General features: G+C 58.3%; 14 protein-coding genes. 7 read left to right on the forward strand and 7 right to left on the reverse strand.

The window, feature by feature from the left end:
- Positions 1–6: 6 nt before the first annotated feature.
- The 4 genes from AC5JQH_RS06350 to dctP all read right to left on the reverse strand — a co-directional run bounded on the left by AC5JQH_RS06350 (position 7) and on the right by dctP (position 3,835).
- Complete coding sequence (locus AC5JQH_RS06350; RefSeq protein ID WP_008169282.1) at positions 7–432, reverse strand: GlcG/HbpS family heme-binding protein; 426 nt, start codon at positions 430–432, stop codon at positions 7–9.
- Between the two features lie 22 nt (positions 433–454).
- On the reverse strand, positions 455–1,987 hold the full coding sequence (locus AC5JQH_RS06355) for a TRAP transporter large permease (protein WP_008169280.1): 1,533 nt from the start codon (positions 1,985–1,987) through the stop codon (positions 455–457).
- A complete protein-coding gene (locus AC5JQH_RS06360) occupies positions 1,984–2,688 on the reverse strand; it encodes a TRAP transporter small permease subunit (protein ID WP_008169278.1) in 705 nt (234 codons plus the stop codon). The genes AC5JQH_RS06355 and AC5JQH_RS06360 overlap by 4 nt, the downstream gene beginning before the upstream one ends.
- A 100-nt stretch (positions 2,689–2,788) precedes the next feature.
- Positions 2,789–3,835 (reverse strand): TRAP transporter substrate-binding protein DctP, encoded by a 1,047-nt coding sequence (dctP, locus tag AC5JQH_RS06365; RefSeq protein WP_008169277.1) that lies wholly within the window; start codon positions 3,833–3,835, stop codon positions 2,789–2,791.
- 344 nt (positions 3,836–4,179) lie between these two features.
- Here dctP and AC5JQH_RS06370 point away from each other — a divergent pair, with 344 nt between their 5' ends.
- The 6 genes from AC5JQH_RS06370 to astE all read left to right on the forward strand — a co-directional run bounded on the left by AC5JQH_RS06370 (position 4,180) and on the right by astE (position 9,412).
- Positions 4,180–4,938 carry an FCD domain-containing protein gene (locus AC5JQH_RS06370; protein ID WP_008169272.1) on the forward strand — a complete coding sequence of 253 codons (759 nt, stop codon included), beginning with the start codon at positions 4,180–4,182 and terminating at the stop codon, positions 4,936–4,938.
- Positions 4,939–5,092: 154 nt separating this feature from the next.
- Positions 5,093–5,863, forward strand: a complete 771-nt coding sequence (locus AC5JQH_RS06375; protein WP_493805402.1) for an ABC transporter ATP-binding protein — start codon at positions 5,093–5,095, stop codon at positions 5,861–5,863.
- Positions 5,864–5,961: 98 nt separating this feature from the next.
- Positions 5,962–6,714 (forward strand): transporter substrate-binding domain-containing protein, encoded by a 753-nt coding sequence (locus tag AC5JQH_RS06380; RefSeq protein WP_493805403.1) that lies wholly within the window; start codon positions 5,962–5,964, stop codon positions 6,712–6,714.
- 51 nt (positions 6,715–6,765) lie between these two features.
- On the forward strand, positions 6,766–7,470 hold the full coding sequence (locus tag AC5JQH_RS06385; RefSeq protein WP_053113019.1) for an ABC transporter permease: 705 nt from the start codon (positions 6,766–6,768) through the stop codon (positions 7,468–7,470).
- 3 nt (positions 7,471–7,473) lie between these two features.
- Positions 7,474–8,196: an ABC transporter permease gene (locus AC5JQH_RS06390; protein WP_008169264.1), complete on the forward strand. Its 723-nt coding sequence runs from the start codon at positions 7,474–7,476 to the stop codon at positions 8,194–8,196.
- A gap of 160 nt (positions 8,197–8,356) precedes the next feature.
- Positions 8,357–9,412: a succinylglutamate desuccinylase gene (gene astE / locus AC5JQH_RS06395; RefSeq protein WP_092033305.1), complete on the forward strand. Its 1,056-nt coding sequence runs from the start codon at positions 8,357–8,359 to the stop codon at positions 9,410–9,412.
- A 16-nt stretch (positions 9,413–9,428) separates the two neighbouring features.
- Here the strand turns inward: astE and AC5JQH_RS06400 are convergent, their stop codons facing one another.
- A complete protein-coding gene (locus tag AC5JQH_RS06400) occupies positions 9,429–12,455 on the reverse strand; it encodes an efflux RND transporter permease subunit (protein WP_493805404.1) in 3,027 nt (1,008 codons plus the stop codon).
- Entirely contained in the window at positions 12,455–13,534 is a 1,080-nt protein-coding gene (locus tag AC5JQH_RS06405; protein WP_493805405.1) for an efflux RND transporter periplasmic adaptor subunit, read from the reverse strand. The genes AC5JQH_RS06400 and AC5JQH_RS06405 overlap by 1 nt, the downstream gene beginning before the upstream one ends.
- Before the next feature lie 166 nt (positions 13,535–13,700).
- On the opposite strand from AC5JQH_RS06405, the gene AC5JQH_RS06410 reads away from it, so the two are divergent.
- Positions 13,701–14,336: a TetR/AcrR family transcriptional regulator gene (locus tag AC5JQH_RS06410; protein WP_008169253.1), complete on the forward strand. Its 636-nt coding sequence runs from the start codon at positions 13,701–13,703 to the stop codon at positions 14,334–14,336.
- 22 nt (positions 14,337–14,358) lie between these two features.
- Here the strand turns inward: AC5JQH_RS06410 and astB are convergent, their stop codons facing one another.
- Entirely contained in the window at positions 14,359–15,699 is a 1,341-nt protein-coding gene (gene astB / locus AC5JQH_RS06415; protein ID WP_008169251.1) for an N-succinylarginine dihydrolase, read from the reverse strand.
- Between the last annotated feature and the right edge of the window lie 14 nt (positions 15,700–15,713).

The following is a 15,713-nucleotide window of genomic DNA, read 5'->3' on the forward strand; positions in this document are numbered from 1 at the left end:
CAGTCATCAACCGCGTTTTGTTTCAAAGTGGTCAAGACCGGCCTGGGCACAGTCCATATCCTGCTGGGGGGTACCGGAACTGATTCCGATACCACCCACCACTTCGCCGTCGACGATCACCGGCAGACCACCGCCAACAGAGCTGATGCGCCCGCCAACTTCGGTGTGGATACCGAAAGCGAGACTGCCGGGCACGTTCACCTTGTTGTAGTCATGGGTGGCTTTCTTGGCCGCAGCCGCCGTGAAGGCCTTGTCCTGGGCAATGGTCACACTGGTGATCTTGCCGCCGTCCATGCGCTCGAAGGCCACCAGATTGCCGGATTCGTCCACCACAGCGATGCACATGGGCACACCGATTTCACGGGCCTTTTCAGCCGCGCCCTCAATGAGGATGCGCGCCTCGGCAAGGTCCAGTCGTTTGATCGTCAACATAAAGCTTTACTCCTTGATTTGATTAACCGTAAACCAGCCCTGGCAGCCAGGTTACGATGCCGGGGATCAGGACACACATGAACAGTCCGAACGCCTGAATCGCCAGGAACACCAGGGAAGACTTGAAGATGGTACCCATGGAGATTTCCGGAGGACAAACGCCGCGGATGTAAAACAGTGCGTAACCAAACGGCGGACTCAGGAAAGACATCTGCATGTTCACCAGGTACAACACACCGAACCAGAGCACCACGTCGTCACCGGCTACCGGCGGGAAGCCGAACAAGCCAGGGAATTCCAGCGCCTTCACAATCGGAATGAAGATGGGCACTGCCAGCAGCAGGATACCAACCCAGTCAAGGAACATACCCAGAACCACCAGCAAGACCATCAGCAGGAGCAGGATCCCGTACGCCGACATGCCGGTTCCAAGTATGGCGTCGGTGACAAACTGCTGACCACCCTGGAGGATGTAGAAACCGACGAATACCGATGCACCGAACATGATCCACAGAACCATGGCAGACGCCTTGGCCGTGGTCACGGAGGCTTCGCGAAGGCCGGCAATCGAGAACTTCTTGTGCATCATCGCAACGATAATGGCACCGAACGAACCGATACCAGCCGCTTCAACCGGCGTGGCAATACCACCGAAAAGCAGGCCCAGAACCAGACCAACCAGTGCAAGGGGTGCAATCAGGTTGCCCAGAAGCTTGAGCTTTTCTTTCAGACTGATCCGGTCTTCCACCGGAATGGGCGGGCCCAGCTTCGGATTCAGCCAGCTGCGCACCAGAACATAAGTCAGGTACAGACCGGAGAGCATCAGACCGGGCAACAGAGAGCCCAGATAAAGCTCGCCCACAGACTGCTGTGCAACAACGGCATACAGAATGGCCAGAATCGAAGGCGGAATGAGGATACCCAGGGTTCCACCCGCCATGATGGAGCCGATGGCAATCTTGTGGTCGTAATGACGTTTCAACATGGCCGGCAGTGCGATAATGCCCATGGTGACAACGGCGGCACCGATAACACCGACCATCGCAGCCAGAATCGTAGAGGCGACAATGGTTGCAGCAGCAAGGCCGCCACTGATGCCGCCCATCCACTTGTAAACCACGCTGAACATTTCTTCGATCAGGCCCGCGCGTTCAAGCATCGACGCCATGAAGATGAACAGAGGGATCGCAGCAATGTCGGGGTTTGCCATCAACGGGAAGATCCGGCCGGGGACAATGTTCAACATCATGGCGTCACCCACCAGGTAGATGAACATGACACCAAGACCACCGGTCACGAAAGCAAGCGGCAGCCCCATCATCAGGGCGACAGCCAGAGATCCAAACATCAGGTAGGTCAACGGCCCGATTTCGACGCCGGACAAGCTACCCGAGAGCTTGAAGAGGAATTTGTCATCACTCCATGGGTCATAAAAGAGAATGTTGATCAGTTCAACACAGATGACAAACGCCAGACCCACGGTGGCGATGATCATTAACCATGTACCCAGTTTTCCGGCCATGCCGCTGCTGGGCGCTGCAGTTGTTGTACTCATGATGTGCGCTCCTGACCGAGACGGATGAACAGTACGATGTCTTTAAGCAGCTTCGAAAAGCCGGCGAGCAGCAACAGGATTGCGCCCACAAACATCACGCCTTTCACGGGGTAATACTGGATACCCCAGGTCTCGACAGTGGTCTCTTGCATCATCAGGGAGTCCTGGAAGAAGGTCCAGGATGTGGTGGCCAGAACGGCTGCAAATATGAAGAAGAACATGGAGGTGAAAATATCCATGCCCACGCGCCCGCGAACCGGCAGGAAGTTGTAGACGACGTCTACCCGAACGTGCGCTCCGTGCAACAGCGCAAAGGCACCGGCAAGGATGTACTGCATACCGAAGATCAGGAAGCTGGCCTCATGCACCCAGATCGTTGGCATGTTAAAGATGTATCGCATCACCACTTCAAAGAAATAGAAAAGCACGGCGTTGATGGTCCAGAACGCAACGAAAAGACCTGACTTCTCGCACATCCAGTCAACGATTTTCGTAAACCAGTTACCCTCGTACTCAAAGTGAGCAAGAGGATCATCTTCTTCAGACTGCAGCTCGGAAACCGTTTTCTCGGGCTCGGCGTCATCTCCGCCGTGCTTACTGCTCCACTTATCCCAAGCCATCATGAGCAATGGCATTACCGCAAGCCAGCCCCAGTAGAACCAGTGCGGCAAAACAAAGCCAAAGGAACTCAGATCAGACATGTTGTTACCACCCAGATCAAAGAGCGAGGAAGGGAGGGCTAATCCTTAGTCGGCTAACCCTGCCTTCCTCGTGTGTCGTTTTTTATTTGAGCTTTGGAACTCAGAAGCCCTTGATGTCTTCTTCGGTTATGTAGCCAACCGTGTCATTCATCATGTACTTCAGCTGGATATCCAGGATGGCGCGCGCGTCATCATTCTTGTTGGCCCAGTTGAACCAGATGGGGATCGCAGCTTTACGCCAGGTTTCCAGATCTTCCTGGCTCAGGCGGGTAACCGTGTCGCCATCCGCCTTGAACTTCTCCATCGCCTCGATGTTGCGCGCCTGGATGGCCAGGTAGTGCTTCTGGGAGTAGATCCGAACCTCGTCCTCAACCAGCTGCTGAAGCTCAGGCGAGATAGAGTTCCAGGCACGCAGACTGACGGTCAGATCCATCAGGTCCACCGGCTGGTAGATAGACATCACGCCGGGAGGTCCAAAGATGATGTAGTCAGTAACCTGGGAGAAGCCCAGCTCGTAGTTGACCGCAGGACCTACAAAGTCCGCCGCGTCAATGGTGCCTTTTTCGAGAGCCGGGAAAATATCCGAGCCCGGCAGACTGACCGTGGACACGCCAAACTGCTGGAAAACCTCGGCAACCATGCCTCCGGGTACGCGGATCTTCATACCTTTCAGGTCGTCAAGACTGTTTACCGGCTGCTTGGAATGGATGATGTTGGCATCGTGCTGGATCGGGCCAACGTAGAACAGGCCGAACTTCTTGTAGATTTCCCGGGTCTTCTCGAGCATACCCATGGAGTAGAACATGGTGTCCCACTGATGGGGCTGATCCGGACCCGCTGGGTAGGAAGACAGGAACACAGAGGCAGGGATCTTGCCCGCCCAGTACAGGGTGAACGGGTTCATACCCTGCAGCACGCCGTTACGAACAGCGTCAAACAGCGCGTTGTTGTCGGCAGCAACCGCCTTGGCCGGGAAGCACTGGAACTTGAGCTCTCCGCCGGACTTGGCCTCAATACTCTTACACCACTCCTCGAAGAGCGTGTAGCCCACCGTACCCGCGTCCCAGGTCGACTGGATTTTCCACGTGGTAGCAGCTTGGACCTGACCTGCGCCCATGAGCATTGCGCCTGCCAGAGTGGCGCCCATGGCGATTGTCTTGAGGAAACTTCTGCGAGGTGGGGTCTCGCCAGTGTCACAGCTATTTCGGATGTTATTCTTCGAATTCATCGAAACGTCTCCGTTGGCTTTGTTTTTATCAGCGTCTATGGCAACGCCGGCGCAGGCCGACATTAGAATGATATTCGTAGCCAATCCGGGTTTAGTCCAGTTCGGTGAGCACTGGTCTGACCAGTTTTTGAAGTATTAAAAATGGACGAAATACTCTGAATCGGCCATATTTAACGGGCTCGGACGCACATCAGCTGAGAACGGAAACACCTACAATCAGAAGCATTCACTGGTCAGACCAGAGAGCATAAACAGGCCCCCAAATGGCAATCTCCCAGGAAATCTCATATCGGCTGGAACGCCTTATTCTCGACGGCGGGCTGGCTCCGGAGCAGAAGATACCGTCCGAGCGCCAACTGGCGACCCGGCTGGGTGTTTCCCGCGCAGTGATCCGGGAAGCCCTGCATGAGCTTCAGGGCCGCGGCGTTATTGAGACCCGCCACGGCAAGGGGTCGTTTGTGGCCAGCATGGTGCCCGGCGCGAGCGAGCTGGGAGAACAGAGTCCGCTGATGCATCTTTTCGAGGGACATCCCCGCACACTTTTCGACCTTCTGGAAGTACGCGAACAACTGGAAGGCCAGGCCGCCTATCTCGCTGCCCTGCGGGCAACCCGCCTCGACCGGCATCGCATCACGAAGGCGTTCCGGGCGCTTGAGGATACCGACCCGCTTCGTAACGCCCGTCTCGACCATGGTTTCCATCTTGCGATTGTCGAGGCATCCCATAATCCGGTACTGGTGCATGTGCTCAACAGCCTGAAAAACATGATGTTGTTGACCGTTCAGGCCTCGGTTGCCAACCTGAACCCGAGAGAAGAAATGCGGAAGAAAATCGTCCGCCAGCACCGGCAGCTGTATGAGGCCGTCATCGCTGGCAAGCCGGCCAACGCCCAGAAGGTGGCGATGGCCCACGTACGGTTTGTCAGTGAGGCCATGAGAGACATGGAGAAAGACGGAGGCAAACTGATCAGGCTGCCCATTGAACAGGACAAAGCGAATGATCATTTGCGGGCAGAAGCCTAGCATGGCAAAAAGCTTGCATTGAACAATCATTCGACCACAATGTCATGCAGCGAACGGCGGTGAAATTCGGTAAAACGCTCTCTTTAAGGGATTGATTTCCGTATCCACAGTCCGTAAAACATGCGCCTTTGAATTACAGCCCCAGGAGTCACCCATGGCGGACCAAGCGCCTTTGATCTGCAGGGACATTCACAAGACCTTTGATAAGCTTGAAGTACTCAAGGGTATTTCACTGGAGACCCGCAAAGGCGACGTGGTTTCCCTGATCGGCAGCTCCGGCTCCGGAAAGAGTACCTTCCTGCGTTGCATTAACCTGCTGGAAACGCCCACATCCGGCGACATTATCGTGCACGGCGACCCGATACGGTTCACCACCAACCGGAAAGGCGAACGCATTCGTGCGGATAACAAGCAGGTTGAACTGATCCGGGCAAAACTTTCCATGGTGTTCCAGAGCTTCAACCTCTGGTCTCACATGACCGTGCTCGAAAACATCATTGAAGCGCCCATCCACGTGCTCAAGGTGCCCAAGAAGGAAGCGATTGAGCGTGCCGAGGCCTACCTGAACAAGGTGGGCATCTACGAACGCAAGGATTACTATCCGGCCCAGATGTCGGGCGGTCAGCAGCAGCGGGCCGCCATTGCCCGGGCCCTCGCCATGGAGCCGGAAGTCATGCTGTTTGATGAGCCCACGTCGGCTCTCGATCCTGAGCTGGTGGGTGAAGTGCTCAAAGTTATGCAAAGCCTCGCCGAGGAAGGCCGCACCATGATCGTGGTCACCCACGAGATGGCGTTTGCAAGGGATGTGTCGAGTCAGGTCCTGTTCTTGCATCAGGGCGTGATTGAGGAACAGGGTACACCGCGGAAAGTGTTTGATAACCCGGACTCGGAACGCATGAAACAGTTCCTGGCGCCCAAGTTCTGACACGCGGTGCTATCTTGAGCCGGTGAAGAAATAAAAGCTGGAATCAAAAATTCCATTAAAAATAAAGCCCAAAAGGCAAACCACTGGAGAAGTGACACATGAAAAAACTGATTGTTGCAGCAAGCTGCGCCCTCGCCCTGATTGCAGGCGGTGCACAGGCCCAGGAACGTAGCCTCCGCATTGCATTCGACGTGCCCTACGAGCCGTTTGAGTACAAAGACGAGAACGGCGAGCTGACCGGTTTCGAAGTGGAACTGGCCGAAGCCATGTGTGAAGAAATGAACGCTGACTGCGAATTCGTTATTCAGTCATGGGACGGCATGATCCCGGGCCTGCTGGCACGTAAATTCGATCTGACCATGTCGTCCATGTCCATCACGCCGGAGCGCGCAGAGCGGGTTCTGTTCTCCGAGCCGTATTACAACACCCCGGGTGGCTGGTTCGGCCCTGAGAGCTTCAACAGCGACGTCACCGACATGGATGCGATGGAAGGCAAGACCGTCGGCGTTCAGCGCGGCACCACCATGGACACCTACGTCACCGAAAACATGGGTGGCATTGTCAACATCAAGCGTTACACCACCGCCGATGACATGGTTCTGGACCTCGAAGGCCAGCGTCTGGACGTTGTGTTCGTAGACTATCCGGTTGGCGAGCAGACCGTCCTCACCAAGGAAGGCTTCAAGGAAGTCGGTGAGCCGGTCAAGCTGGGTCAGGGCGTGGGTGTTGCCATGCGCCAGCGCGATACCGAGCTTGCCGAAGAAGTGAACGCTGCCCTTCGCACCCTGAAGGAAGATGGTACCTACGACACCATCATGCAGAAGTACTTCGCTTACGACATCAAGATGTAAATCTGCCGAGGGGTGGCCCGTTGGGGCCGCCCCTGCTTACCGGACTTTCCCATGCTTGATCTGAAAGGCTATGGCCCGGCCCTGATGGATGGGGCAATAGTCACCATTGAACTGGCCTTCCTGTCTCTTGCTCTCTCGGTTGCCCTGGGACTGATTGGCGCGTCTGCCAAACTGTCGCAAAGCCGGGTTGCCAAAGGTATCGCGACCACCTACACCACTCTGATTCGTGGCGTGCCCGATCTGGTCATGATGCTGTTGTTCTACTATGGCGGCCAGGTTGCAGTGAATATGCTCTCGGATTACATCTGGGAAACTTACGAGATCGACTTTTTCTTTCAGTTCGACCCGTTTATCTCCGGCGTTGTAACGATCGGGCTGATTTTCGGCGCCTATATGACCGAAACTTTCCGGGGCGCGTTCCTGGCTGTTGAAACCGGCCAGATTGAGGCTGCCCGGGCCTATGGTTTTACCCGTTTTCATACCTTCCGCAGAATCATGCTGCCGCAGATGCTGCGCCATGCCCTGCCCGGTCTGGGCAACAACTGGCAGGTTCTGCTGAAGACCACCGCCCTGGTTTCGATCATTGGCCTGACCGACATGGTTCGTGTGGCGGAGGAAGCCGCCAAGGCGGAGCGCATGCCGTTCCACTTTTTCATTCCGGTGGCATTTGTCTATCTGGCCCTTACGGCGGGGTCTGAGCTGTTCATCAAGTGGCTCGATAAACGGGCCAATGTCGGCGTGGTTCAGGGGGGTTAACGGATGCCTGATTTCATTGCCGAGTGGCTGAACCAGAACGAAATCTTTACCGCCATGACCATCATGGAATACTGGGATGGCATGGTGACCACCGTGCATCTGGTGTTTCTGTCCCTGGTTATCGGTTTGCTGGTGGCGGTTCCGCTGGCCATCCTCCGGACGGTTCGCAACCCCTTCGTCTCCGGCCCGGTGTGGCTTTACACCTATCTGTTCCGCGGCACACCATTGCTGATCCAGCTTTACATCATCTATTACGGGCTGGCCCAGATTGAGGGCATCCAGGAGACCTTCTGGTGGGAGATTTTCCGGGAGCCTTTCTACCCGGCACTGCTGGCTTTCACACTGAACACGGCGGCCTATACCACGGAGATTATCCGCGGTGCGATCATATCTACACCCAACGGTGAAATTGAAGCAGCCAAAGCCTATGGCATGAACTGGTTTATGCGGATGCGGCGGATTGTGCTGCCAAGTGCAGCGCGGCGGGCGGTGCAGGCCTACTCCAACGAGGTGATCTTCATGCTGCACGCCAGTGCGATTGCGAGTGTAGTAACCATTGTGGATCTGACGGGAGCAGCCCGTAATATTTACTCCCGGTTTTATGCGCCGTTTGATGCGTTTATCTTTGTGGCACTTTGCTATATGGCGCTCACGTTTATACTGGTTTTTGCTTTCCGCAAACTCGAAACTCATCTTCTGAAGCATCAGCGGCCGGTGAACGGCTGAGCCCGCGGAACATCATACTTCAGTGCCCGGGCAGGCAGGGTATTGCCTCCCGGGAAACGCTACGAGCACATCCATGTGCGCTTGACTGAAGCCATCCATGGCTTCAGACATTCCCGGGAGGCAATACCCTGCCCGCCCCCAAACCTGGTTCGGGGCTTCTATGTCGGCAAAACAAGATCTGTTCGGAACGAATTGTGACTGGCTTTCCCACGCCCTGGACAACCCAGCCGCATCACTCCCAGAAATCAAGACCTTTCTCCCCGACGGTACCCGAATCAGCCGCAAGGCCGTGGGTGTTCTGGACATTGTTCCCCCGGCTGGCCGAAGCAACCCGAATGCCGAGGCCATCATCGTTTCCGCAGGTGTTCACGGGAACGAAACAGCGCCCATTGAGGTTCTTAACGGACTGGTTTCCGAACTGATTGAGGGCGAATGGGAGCTGGCTTGCCCGGTCTTGCTGATTCTGGGTAATCCCCCCGCGATGGTCGCAGGGAAGCGCTTTCTGGAAGTGAACCTCAATCGGCTGTTCGATGGCGCGCATAGTCGGAACGAGTATGAGGGGCTGGCCGAGGCTGCGCGGGCGCAGGAGCTTGAGGAGGCTTGCCGGCAGTTTGCCATGGCCAATCCCCAGGCGCTCTATCACTACGACCTGCACACGGCCATTCGGCCGTCACACCGGGAGCGGTTTGCACTGTATCCGTTTGTTGAGGGCCGGACGGTTCCGGTCGACCAGCGTGATTTTCTGCTGGAGGCGGAGGTGGAGACGCTTCTGCTGCAGCACAAGGCGGGCACCACGTTTTCGTCGTTTTCCTCGTCGCTGTTGAAGGCCGAGAGTTTTACCATGGAGTTGGGTAAGGTTCGGCCGTTTGGTCAGAATGATCTGGGGCGCTTTTCCGGCATCCAGGATGCCTTGCGACGGCGGTTCCGGGGGCTACCCTCACCTGCGCCGCAGCCGCCGTTTGATCACCTGACGGTGTTCGAGGTGGTGCATGAGATTCTGAACACCGGGAAGAACTTCCGGTTCCACATTCCGGACGATGTCGCCAATTTCACCGAGTATCAGCCCGGCACAGTCATCTGGGAGGACGACGAGACCAGTTACCGGGTGGGGCATTCACCAGAGGCGATTGTGTTCCCCAATCCGGAGGTTCCGGTGGGCCATCGAATCGGGCTGATGATCCGGCCAGAAACGGGGTCAGATGAAAGTTTCATCTGACCCTCGTTCCGGCTGATCAGGCCGGGGCGTTTTCGGGTTCCGGCACGCTGGCTTTGATCAACTGGGTGCAGACAGCCGGGATGACCAGCAGCGTGAGCACCGTTGAGGCCAGCAGGCCGGAGATGATGGCCCAGGCCATGGGTGGCCAGAGCGTGGAGCTTGAGAATGCCAATGGCAGCAGGCCGGCCACGGTGGTTGCTGTGGTCAGCAGGATCGGGCGGGTGCGCTGCTCTACCGCGTTGCGCATGGCGTCGCGGATGTCTCTTCCTTTCTCCAGTTCCCGATCCATCACGTCCAGCAGAACGATGGCGTTGTTCACCACGATTCCCACGAGGGCGATCACGCCAAGCAGAGACTGGAAACCGAAGGGTGAGCCGGACAGCACCAATCCGGGGAAAATACCGACGGTAGCCAGCGGCACCGTCAGAAGGATAATGCCGACCCGGCGGAAGGAGTTGAACTGCAGCAGCAGGAAGAACAGCAGCAAAAGCATCCCGATGGGGGCTGCGGTGAGCAATGCGGTATTGGCTTCACCGGAGCCCTCAGCATCGCCGCCCATGGCCATGCGGGTACCCGGCGGTAACGGGTTTCTCTCAAGCCCTGCGTAAAGGCCGTCCAGAGCCTGGCTGAAGCTGTAACCGGTTTCGAGATTAGCCGTGACGGTGTTCATTCTTACGCCATCACGCAGGTATCGAGCCGCCGGTTCCCAGGTGGTATCCACTGTCGCTACTGCTGAGAGCGGTACGGCGTCCCCCCGGTCGTTGTAGATATTCACTGACAGCAACCGTGAAAGCGACAGGGCCGTGCCCTCGCGGGAACGCAGCACCAAGGGGATGGGATCCTCTTCCTGGCGATAGCGCTCAGCCACCACACCAAAGCTCTGGCCATAGAGGCTCTGGGCCACATCGGCCCGGGTCAGGCCGTAGCGGGCCGCCGTGGCATCGTCGACGTTGATGGCAATACTCGGAACGCCAATATCCAGGTCATGGCGGACATCAACCGTGCCCTCAACGCCTCTCAGAATGCTGAAGATCCGCTCCACCGCTTCGATCCGGGCACCATCATTGGCATGGTAGACACGGATTTCCACCGGCGCAGCCCTGGGCGGCCCCTGCCCGAGGATACCCACGGTCACATCCAGTTCCGGCATCTGGTCTTTCACGTGCGCGCGAATCCAGCGGATCATGCCGGTAGTGTCTTCCAGTGTGGGTGTGGTAACCACCAGCCGTGCCCGGTTCGGTGCCTGGGGGGCGCGCTGCAGGTTGTAATAAAATGAAGGTCCGGTGAAGCCTACGAACCGGTGGACCTTCAGGGCGTCCGGCTGTGAACGGATAATTCGCTCCAGACTTTCCGTGGCCTCAGCCGTGCGGGCCTGGTCGGTGCCTTCGGGCATGTAGACTTCGACAATCACCCTCGGGCGATCGGCATTCGGAAAGAACTGCTGGGCCATGAAGGGGGTCATCGCAAGGCTGATGCCCACAAGTATGGCGCCGGCGGTAATCAGCCGTCCGGGGTAACGGGATACCAGGCCACCCAGAAAACGGGCTACTCCGATCAATCGGTCCTGGCCCGCCTTGCGGCGGGGCTTCAGGAATCTGGCCGCCAGCAAGGGAACGGCGGAGATAGCCAACAGATAGCTGACGGACAGTGTCAGCATGATCATAACCGGCACGCCACGGGTGAAATCCGCAGCACCGCCCTTGGCCAGAAGCAGGGGTGCGAAGGCCGCCAGTGTCGTTCCCGTTGAGGCACCCAGCGGGCCGGCCAGCTCGCTGACGGCCTGGCGCAGGGCATCCAGCCGCCGCATGCCCTCATCCAGGTGCCCCTGGATGTTTTCGACGATCACGATGGCGTTGTCGATCAGGATGCCCAATGAGATCACCATGCCAATGACGGCGATCTGATGCAGCACGCCCCCACCGAGGTCATAGAGCCCGACACTGATCAGGGCAACCATGGGCAGAATGGACGCGACCAGCAGCCCCATACGAATGCCCATGCCGGTAAAGACCACCGCCACGATGATCAGCACTGAAAGCACCAGGCTCCAGGCCAGGTTATCGAGCCGTTCCTGCACCTTGTCCGGCTGGAAGAACATCTCCCGGATCTCGTAGGGTTCAAAGTCTCCGCGAATCTGCTCCATGCGTTCGCGCACCCGCTGACCAAAGCGGATCGCATCGGTGGTGCCCTCTTCCATAATGATGGAGACCAGCACCACCCGTTCGCCGTCGTACCAGGTTTCCGGCTGTCTGGGTTCTACTGGTCCACGCCAGACATCCGCTGCCGCGGCCAGGGGCACCTGTGAGCCATCCGGAAGTTCAATGGGCGTGGCGCGGATGGCGTCAATATCGGCAAACTCGCTGTTGGGAAGGACCGACAGGCGGCGGCCATTGACCACCACGAAGCCGCCGGGAATGGTCTGGTTTCGCCGCGCCAGCGTGTCCAGCACCCGCGCCGGTGAGATACCAAGCCGGAAGAGCGCGGCATCGTCCAGTGCCAGGGTAATCTGCTCGTCTGCATCGCCTTCCAGCTCAATCCGGGAAACCCCCGGCAAATCCGAGAGGTTCTGCTTCAACCGTTCAGCAAGGTCGGATAGTTCCGTTACCGAGGGCGAGCCACCTACGGCCATGACGATGGCAGGAATATCGATTAGACGGTCATCAAGTACCATCCGGCCCACATCGTCCGGGAAGTCCTGCTTCGCGCGCTCCATGGCCTGGCGCACTCGGTCCCAGGCGGGGTCGGTGTCGTAGATGTCGTCATTCAGGCGCAGGCGCACGATGGCAACGCCGGTACGGGCGGTGGACTGGGTATAATCCACCTCCTCCACCTGCCGAAGTTCATCCACCAGGGGCCTGAGTACGAGCCGTTCAACGGCCTCGGCGCTGGCACCCGGATAGTTGATGCTGATCAGGCCGGCCCGGTAGGGAAACGACGGGTCTTCCTGGCGTGGCATGGTGCTGTAAGCCGCGATACCCAACAGGCAGAGCATGGTCACCACCATGCCCAGCAGACGCTGGCAGTTCAGAAGCCGGCGGGTCATCAGCGCACCTCCACGGCATCACCGTCCGCCAGCCGTGTCATGCCGGCATAAACCACCAGGTCACCCGGGGACAAATCGCCAGAGGTAACCACCACCCGCTCGCCCACGACCCGGTCGACTTCCACCGCAACACGGGAGGCCACATTATCCCGGACCCGGAACACACTGACGCCCTCGGCGTTGCGGATCACCGACAGCAGGGGCACTGTGATGGCAGATTCCCGAACAGGCGTGATGCCCACTTCTACCGGCTGGCCGGGCTCCAGGGTGTTTACCGGCAGGCTCACCAGAACCGGATGCAGCTCGCCGCGAATGGCGCTGGCCTGGGCAATCTCGACCACCGAACCGGATTGTGGCGGGCGGCTGCGGTCCTGGACGGACCAGACAGGCAAGGTTTGCTCCAGCTCGACATGATCCAGCAGATACGCCGGTACCCGCACCTCTACCTCACGGCCCTCGGGCGAGGAAAGCCGCATCACCGGCTGTCCGGCCGCCACGAATTCGTCCCGCTCCACCAGCAGGGCTTCAACCCGTCCGGAAAAGGGCGCCCGAAGTGTACTTTCCTCGAGCAGCTGGGTTGCCTCCGCCAGGGACGCCCGCGCCGTTGCGACGCTCGCCTCCAGGGAGTCCCGCCGAGCTGCGAGCTGCTCCAGCGTCTGTTCGGACACCACACCGCGCTCGTGCAATCGGCTGGAGCGCTCCCACTCCCGCTGAGCCTGCTGATACTGGGTTCTCAACTCTTCCAGGCGGGCCCTGGCAGAATCCCGGGCCGGCTCCAGGCCAGGATTGTAGACCCGGGCGAGCAGATCACCGGCCTGCACCTTCTGACCGAGCTCCACCGCCTGCTCCTTGAGGGTGCCACTGACCTGGAAGGTCAGTGTCGCTCGCAGGGTAGCACGAACAATTCCGGAAAACCGCAGCGGCATATCCTGGCTCTCGCCGCCGGAAACTTCAGACACACGCACTGAAACCTTCTGCTGCCCGGACTCCGGGGCTACGTCACTGGCTTTACAGCCCGACAGAAACAGTGAAAAAACCGCAAGAGAAACGATGGCAACGGGGATTCGAAGTGGTGTCATGACTCTTCCTTTCATCCTTGCTTGTGTAGTTGGCGGGGTCCTGTCCCTGGAGAAACCCGATGATTGATTTAGACATCATGTCATTCTTTGACATTTTGTCAATAATCGGGTTTGATTCGATTTCAGGTATCCTATGCGTGCTGTTGCCAACTTACCGGATGATTGAATGAGCGAACCGCTGAAAACCCGTCGCGAGCGTGAGAAACAGGCCCGTTACGACACCATCCTGGACGCCGCCGAACTGGTGTTCTCGGAAAAGGGCTACGAACGCACGTCCATGGACGACATCGCCCGTACCGCCAGCCTTAGCCGGGCCTTGCTGTACGTGTACTTCAAGGACAAGGCTGCGATACAGAGGGGCATTATGCTCAGGGCGGGCCATAGCCTGTTCCGTCGATTTGAAGAGGCAAGACAGACCGCGGATAACGGGCTGAGCCAGATCCGGGCGATGGGAGAATCCTATTATCGCTTCTATCTGGAGGAACCGGATTACTTCTCGGCTTTGACCAAGGCGTCCACCGCCATGGCAGAGGCAGACGAAAGTCAGGCAGAGGAAATGTTGTGCTCCAAATCAGACCTGATGGAGCTGATGGTGGGGGCCATCGAACTGGGGCTACGGGACGGCACCATGAACCGCGACCGGATCAACGACCCCGTTCAGACCGCACTGTACCTGCGCGGGGCCCTGCACGGGGTGATCCTGCTCTGCCAGTCGGAAATGGGCGAGGGTAACCCGGCGTTTCCGGCCGAGCAGCTGATCCGGCACACCATGGATATGCTGACGTCGTCGATTTCTGCCTGACAACTCGCAGCCCGGCAGGCTGCTAGAGCTGGAAATCGTAGATGGAGCCCAGGCCCATGATCCCGGTGAGTTCGTCCAGGGCTTTGCGAACCTCCTCCAGCAACATCGGATCGCCAAGCTCGTTCTGGCTGAGTTCATCCCGGTAATGGGCTTCCACCCAGGTGGTCAGGCGCTCATAGAGTTCATCGGTGAGCAACACACCCCGGTTGATGGCTTTCAGCTCATCGTCGTTGAGCACCACCCTCAACCGCAGACAGGCCGGGCCACCGCCATTGCGCATAGACTGCTTGACGTCGAACACTTCCACCGCGGTGATCGGCCCGCCGGACTTCACCAGGCCATCCAGATAACGGCTGACCGAAGCCACTTCTCGGCACTCGCCGGGCACCGCCAGCAGCATGCCGTCGGGTGTGTTCAGCAACTGACTGTTGAACAGGTAGGAGGCCACGGCATCTTCCAGCGGCACATCGGCACTGCTGACCCGGACCGCTTCCAGCTCGGCACCGGTGAGCCGCTCCCTGATGTCCGCCAGCACCTGCGCTTCGTTAAGAAACGCCATTTCATGGTAGAAAAGCGTATTACCGTTGCCCACCGCTATCACGTCGTTGTGGAAAACGCCGCCATCAATGGCGTCCGGATTCTGTTGGGCAAACACCGCATTCTGGTCCCTGAGACCATGCAGCCGTGCCACCGCCTGGGATGCCTCAAGCGTTTGCCGTGCCGGGTATTTCTTCGGAGCCGGAGCCTGCTCGTTGAACGCCATCTGGCCATACACAAACAGTTCCACGCCGGGCTCACCGTAACCGGCACACAACCGGGTGTGGTTGGCCGCGCCCTCATCGCCAAAGTGGCTCACTGATGGCAGCGCCGGATGGTGCGCAAAATAGCTCTCGTCGGCAAAAATGGATTTCAGAGCCCGTCCGGTCACCGCATGCTCAATGGAACGGTGGAACTTGGCGCTCAGGTTGGCCGGAGTGAAATGCACGCGATGGTCAGAGGTATCGGCACTCGGCGATACCGTGGCCGCATTGGCCGTCCACATCGGCGACGCAGAAGAGACTGCCGCCAGGATCGATGGACTGGATTTGGCCGCCTGCTCGAGAACGCGAGCATCCGGGCCTTCGAACCCCAGGGCCCGAAGTGTCGGAATATGCGGCCGCTCATGGGGAGGCAGAACGCCCTGCACATAGCCCCGGTCCGCAAGGCGCTTCATTTTGGCCAGGCCCTGCAGTGCCGCCTCTTTCGGATTCGAGACGGAACTGACATTGGATTTGGAGGCTACATTGCCCCAGGACAGTCCCGCGTAATTGTGGGTGGGACCGACCAGACCATCGAAGTTTGCTTCAACCGCGTGTTTCACCATGGCACTGGGTTCCG

This window comes from Marinobacter sp. H13, from assembly GCF_059072335.1.

What these genes read in the sequence shown, in the direction of transcription:
- AC5JQH_RS06360 (WP_008169278.1), bottom strand. Translation starts at nt 2,688, where the DNA reads ATGTCTGATCTGAGTTCCTTTGGCTTTGTTTTGCCGCACTGGTTCTAC.
- astE (WP_092033305.1), top strand. Translation starts at nt 8,357, where the DNA reads ATGTCGGCAAAACAAGATCTGTTCGGAACGAATTGTGACTGGCTTTCC.
- AC5JQH_RS06375 (WP_493805402.1), top strand. Translation starts at nt 5,093, where the DNA reads ATGGCGGACCAAGCGCCTTTGATCTGCAGGGACATTCACAAGACCTTT.
- astB (WP_008169251.1), bottom strand. Translation starts at nt 15,699, where the DNA reads ATGGTGAAACACGCGGTTGAAGCAAACTTCGATGGTCTGGTCGGTCCC.
- dctP (WP_008169277.1), bottom strand. Translation starts at nt 3,835, where the DNA reads ATGGGCGCCACTCTGGCAGGCGCAATGCTCATGGGCGCAGGTCAGGTC.
- AC5JQH_RS06350 (WP_008169282.1), bottom strand. Translation starts at nt 432, where the DNA reads ATGTTGACGATCAAACGACTGGACCTTGCCGAGGCGCGCATCCTCATT.
- AC5JQH_RS06410 (WP_008169253.1), top strand. Translation starts at nt 13,701, where the DNA reads ATGAGCGAACCGCTGAAAACCCGTCGCGAGCGTGAGAAACAGGCCCGT.
- AC5JQH_RS06380 (WP_493805403.1), top strand. Translation starts at nt 5,962, where the DNA reads ATGAAAAAACTGATTGTTGCAGCAAGCTGCGCCCTCGCCCTGATTGCA.
- AC5JQH_RS06390 (WP_008169264.1), top strand. Translation starts at nt 7,474, where the DNA reads ATGCCTGATTTCATTGCCGAGTGGCTGAACCAGAACGAAATCTTTACC.
- AC5JQH_RS06370 (WP_008169272.1), top strand. Translation starts at nt 4,180, where the DNA reads ATGGCAATCTCCCAGGAAATCTCATATCGGCTGGAACGCCTTATTCTC.
- AC5JQH_RS06400 (WP_493805404.1), bottom strand. Translation starts at nt 12,455, where the DNA reads ATGACCCGCCGGCTTCTGAACTGCCAGCGTCTGCTGGGCATGGTGGTG.
- AC5JQH_RS06405 (WP_493805405.1), bottom strand. Translation starts at nt 13,534, where the DNA reads ATGACACCACTTCGAATCCCCGTTGCCATCGTTTCTCTTGCGGTTTTT.
- AC5JQH_RS06385 (WP_053113019.1), top strand. Translation starts at nt 6,766, where the DNA reads ATGCTTGATCTGAAAGGCTATGGCCCGGCCCTGATGGATGGGGCAATA.
- AC5JQH_RS06355 (WP_008169280.1), bottom strand. Translation starts at nt 1,987, where the DNA reads ATGAGTACAACAACTGCAGCGCCCAGCAGCGGCATGGCCGGAAAACTG.